We start from the raw sequence: 1,160 nt of genomic DNA, 5'->3' as shown, positions 1-1,160 counted from the left end.
AACTGATGTTACGCAAGCTCTTTCGTGAAAGCCAGCTTACTGATTAAATTTAACAAAAAATTAGGTATGCACTTCGTCTCACCTATTTTCGACCTTTACTCGGACTACCTGTTAGTCAATCAGGGCCAAACGACAGCAACCGGTTTATCGGCTTTAGTCGAGGGTAAGCTTTCCCACGATGCCATTACCCGAAGCTTACATCAACTCACCTATGGCTCAGCTCAACTTTGGCAAGTCGTCAAACCGTTTGTTCAACAGATTGCTGACCCGAATGCAGTTCTGACGCTGGATGATACGGTGGAACACAAACCCTATATGGATCAAAATCCACTCATTCGGTTTCATTATGACCACTGTCAGCGCGTCGCCCTCAAAGGCATCAACCAACTTACTGCACTCTATACAGGTCAGACCAGTTCCTTGCCCGTAGCCTACGCATTGATCGAGAAAGACCTGCTCATCACCGATAACAAGACGGGTAAGACCAAGTGGATCAGCCGGGTCAGTAAGCAGGAAAGGTTTCGTCAACTGATTCGTCAATCTCTATCTAACAATCTTATTTTCAAGTATATATTGGCTGATTGCTGGTTCTCTTCAGCCGATAACTTTACCTATATCGCAGGCTTAGAACAGCAATTTATTATGCCTTTGAAAAACAACCGCAAGGTAGCTCTTTCACAGGCTGACCAACAACAGGGACGGTATCAGCCGATTGAGTCGTTGGGTATCGAGGAGCATCAATGCCTTGCCGTTTGGGTAACCGATGTGGACTTTCCACTCTTGTTAACCAAGCAGGTCTTCAAAGACGGGGATCGTGAGCAGGGAATACTCTATCTGGTAACCAATGACTTGACGGCTGATCCGGTCAGCATTCAGACGCAATACGCTCGTCGTTGGAAAGTGGAAGAATTCCACAAGTCGATCAAATCAAATACAGGTTATTCTCGCTCTCCGGCTCATACGGTGCGCTCACAAAGCAATCATCTTTTTTTGTCCATGTTAGCTTTTGTTAAGTTGGAAGCCTTGCGGCTTGCTACTTCAAAAAATCATTTTGCTTTAAAATCACTGCTGACGATGAACGCGATGAAATTGGCGATGCGAGACCTAAACAGTCTCAAAAGTCAATCTACTCTATTGGCTAAGGCTGCGTAACATCAGTT

Annotated in this window: 1 protein-coding gene; it reads left to right on the top strand. The window is 45.2% G+C overall.

The window, feature by feature from the left end:
• Positions 1-24 precede the first annotated feature (24 nt).
• The gene (locus DUE52_RS31990; RefSeq protein ID WP_133299999.1) at positions 25-1,152 is read left to right on the top strand and encodes an IS701 family transposase; all 1,128 of its coding nucleotides are present in this window, start codon (positions 25-27) and stop codon (positions 1,150-1,152) included.
• Positions 1,153-1,160 lie beyond the last annotated feature (8 nt).

The sequence above is a fragment of the Larkinella punicea genome, from assembly GCF_003334855.1.
Taxonomy (GTDB): domain Bacteria; phylum Bacteroidota; class Bacteroidia; order Cytophagales; family Spirosomataceae; genus Larkinella; species Larkinella punicea.
The sequence above is the reverse complement of the archived record's forward strand: the minus strand, read 5'-3'. Positions and strand labels throughout refer to the sequence as shown.